This is a genomic window from Zhongshania sp. (genome assembly GCF_041623545.1).
Lineage (GTDB): Bacteria > Pseudomonadota > Gammaproteobacteria > Pseudomonadales > Spongiibacteraceae > Spongiibacter.
On sequence record NZ_JBFJWS010000297.1, the window covers coordinates 1 to 3,895 of the forward strand.

A 3,895-nucleotide genomic window follows, 5' to 3' on the forward strand; every position below is an offset into this window, starting at 1 on the left:
CCAGACGCCCTACATCATCACCGATGATCGAGCTTCCTTTGCAGTTTCAGCGTGCGTCCAGTAACATCATGGCGACAGTGATTACGTCTCGGTCGCCATGCAAATTCAACCCCCCCTGCTTTTATTAGCCATATTTGCTTTTGTATATGCCCCGACGCTGGGTCGCTGGCTCTATGAGGGTAGTAATCTCTGGTATCGCCATCACCTAATATGGCTTGGCATTATCTGCTTTGTCTTCATTAGCCTCTACCAGCAACGCCGCAATGACCTTTAGCATTCCAACCCTACTTTTAGTTGGCTTAAGTTACTTATTACTCTTATTTGCTATCGCCTATGCCGCAGAACGCCGCCTACTGCCCAGCAAACTAGTCAACCACCCGGCCACTTATGTTTTGTCTCTGGGTATCTATGCAAGTAGCTTTGCCATTTACGGCGCAGTCGGTTTCGCTAAAAGCTACGGCTACAGCTTTCTGAATTTTTATATTGGCCTATCCGCAGCGATGATTTTGCTGCCCATTATGCTCATGCCGCTGCACCAAATTTGCAAAAGCTATCGCCTGAACTCCTTAGCCGATCTACTCAGCTTCCGCTTTCGCAGCTCTTGGGTGGGCTCACTCGTTACCGTTTTTACCGCCATTGCAATATGGCCACTGCTCGCGATCCAAATACAAACCGTCTCGGAATCAACGCTAATACTGAGCCTAGGCCACGCCCTAGACAGCGGAGATCACGCTTATCGACGGCTCACGGCTTTAGGGTTTTGTATCATCATCGCAGTATTCACGATCTTATTCGGGTCGCGAAACCTCACCTCGAAAGATAGCCATCGAGGCCTGGTAACCGCGCTAGCCTTCGAATCCATCATTAAAATGTGCGCCCTATTGCTCGTCGGTATTCTTAGCACCTACGCTATCTTTGGCAGCTTTGACGGCCTGCAAGCTTGGCTCGATAGCAAACCTGCTATTTTGGCGGCGATCAACACGCCCCAACCCGCCGACAGCAGCCGCCTAATGCTAATCATGTTTTTTGCCGCCGCTGTGTGCATGCCCCATCTTTTCCACATGCTGTTTTCTGAAAACCCCAGCGCCAAAAACCTCGCCACGGCGAGCTGGGGCTTACCTTTATTTTTATTGATCATGAGTTTACCCATATTACCCATCCTCTGGGCCGGCAGCGCACGGGGGCTAGAGTTGCCTGCGGACTATTACGCACTTGGCTTATCCATCGAAATCGGCAAGCCATGGCTTTCCGTGCTGCTCTATTTAGGTGGCTTATCCGCTGCCAGCGGCGCCATCATAGTTACCACTTTGGCACTGGCATCGATGAGCCTTAATTACTTAGTGCTGCCAATAATGCGGCCCAAAGGCCCCAGAGGACGCGACATCGACATCTACCGCTGGCTACTCACCAGCCGTCAGCTGTTAATATGTGTGATTATTCTTATCGGCTTCGTGTTTTACGAGCTAATCGGCGAGTCGCAAAGCCTCAGCCACTTAGCGATGACGTCGGCCAGCGGCTGCGTACAATTTCTGCCCGGTGTGTTAGCCGTATTATATTGGCCAAGAGCGAACCGCAACGGCTTTATCAGCGGCTTGTGCGTGGGCTTTGGTATCTGGATCATTGGCATAATCGTGCCTATGTTTAGCGGCGCTCAACCCAGCTTTTTTAAACACTTCTATTTATACTCAAATGAACAAGATCAATTTTGGGTGCTTATCACCAGCCTTTCCCTTGCCCTGAACGGCCTAGTATTTATTATCGTTTCGCTAATGAGTGAAACCTCGCCAGAAGAGCGCCGGGCCGCCGAAGCCTGCACCATAGACGATCTTAATCGCCCCAGCCGCCACTCCCTCAATTTGCACCACGCCGGTGAAATAAAGTCGCGTTTACAAGATGCACTGGGTGACCGCGCCGCTGCACAAGAATTCAAGCGCGCACTGGACGAGTTGCAGATGGATGAATTGGAAACTCGGCCCTATGCGCTCAGACGAATTCGCGACCGCATAGAAATCAACTTATCGTCGTTGATTGGCCCATCAAGCGCTCGCCGTGTTATCGACCGCGCACTGCCTTATACCGACAACGTCATGGGTGACAGCGAAGATATTACTTATATTGAGGCGCGACTGGAGAGCTACCAGACCCACCTCACCGGCCTGGCTGCCGACTTAGATAGCCTGCGCCGTTACCACCGTCAAACCCTTGAAGACTTGCCGATAGGCGTGTGCGCACTGGGCCGCGATCAGGAAATCTTACTGTGGAATATGTCCATGGCCGAAATCACCCACATCAACGCCAATGCCGTTACTGGTTCACGCTTAGCCGGCTTGCCCGAGCCATGGTCAAGTTGCCTGCAGGATTTTTTGGCCAGTAGCGACTTGCACCGCAGTAAGTTCAGTGTTGAAACAGATAAAGGCCTACGCTGGCTAAACCTGCACCGCACGGAGTCTCAGCTACTGGGCCGCGACGAATTAATAGTAGTTGTTGAAGACATCACCGACACCCAGTTACTGGAACACGAGCTAACCCACCAGGAGCGCCTCGCCTCAATTGGCCGCCTAGCAGCGGGGGTTGCCCATGAAATTGGCAACCCAGTGACGGGCATAGCCTGCTTGGCCCAAAATTTACGCTACGAGAGCGACAACCCCGACACCCTAGAGGCCGCCTCGCAAATCGTAAAACAGACCCAGCGCATAAGCAGTATCGTGCACAGCCTAGTCAATTTTGCCCACACCGGCCACCAAGACCCAACCCAGGCTTCGGAAGCAGTGTCTGTTCGCAACTGCGTTAGTGAAGCAGTGCAATTACTCAGCCTCGATCACGAGGCCCGTCACATCCACTATAACAACAACTGCCCAGAATCGATTATTGTCGCCGGTGACAATCAGCGCTTGATGCAAGTTTTCATCAACTTACTCTCCAATGCTCGCGACGCCAGCCCAGAAGACGGCATGATCACCATCGATGCAAGCAGCGATGAGGACAATGCCCATATCACGGTAACCGACCATGGCACGGGTATAGACGAGAAACTACAGAAGCAAATATTTGAACCTTTCTTTACTACCAAAGAGCCAGGCAAGGGTACTGGCCTAGGCCTAGCACTGGTTTATAGCATTATTAACGACCTCGACGGCGAGGTCAGCATTGAAAGCCCGGTTCCCGAGTTTGGCAGCAATGGCACCCGGATTCACATCCAGCTCAGCACCTACCGACCGGAGCTACTCTAGAAATAATTAGCTGATCGCGCTATGTTGGTCGGCTACACAAATTAATGCATTACCCGTACGCAACAACGGAGAGAGTTATGCCCAGAATCCTTTTAGTCGAAGACGAAGACGTTATCCGTCTGGCGCTGCGCCGCCTGTTAGAGCGCAATGACTATCAGGTAGACGAGGCCGACTCAGTTCAAAAGGCACTTAGCACCTACCAAGTTGACAACTATGATCTAATAATCAGTGACTTACGGCTTCCCGGCGCCCCTGGCACCGATTTAATTAGCAAAACCGACGCGCCGGTACTGATCATGACCAGTTATGCCAGCCTTAAATCCGCTGTCGACTCCATGAAAAAAGGCGCCATAGATTATATTGCCAAGCCCTTTGATCACGACGAAATGCTGGAAACTGTCGAGCGCATCATCCTCAGTTCCGCGAAAGAAAGCCCGCCAACCGACAAACCTGGACCCAGCAGTAGCCAGCGCAAACAGATCGCCGATGCCAATGGCATGATTGGCAGTTGCAAAGCCATGCAGCAACTCTACGACCACATTCGCCGAGCCGCTCCCACCGACGCCACAATATTGGTCCACGGCGAAACCGGTACAGGTAAAGAACTCGTAGCCAGAGCGATACACAATCAGAGCACCCGAGCCACCAAGGCCATTATTTGCGTA

General features: G+C 52.0%; 2 protein-coding genes. Both read left to right on the forward strand.

Going from position 1 to position 3,895, the window contains the following annotated elements; all coding sequences use genetic code 11:
* The first annotated feature begins 263 nt into the window (after positions 1-263).
* On the forward strand, positions 264-3,230 hold the full coding sequence (locus tag ABYT30_RS16765; protein WP_373097585.1) for an ATP-binding protein: 2,967 nt from the start codon (positions 264-266) through the stop codon (positions 3,228-3,230).
* A 77-nt stretch (positions 3,231-3,307) separates the two neighbouring features.
* Positions 3,308-3,895, forward strand: a 588-nt coding sequence (locus ABYT30_RS16770; protein WP_373097586.1) for a sigma-54-dependent transcriptional regulator, incomplete at its 3' end; no start/stop codon positions are given.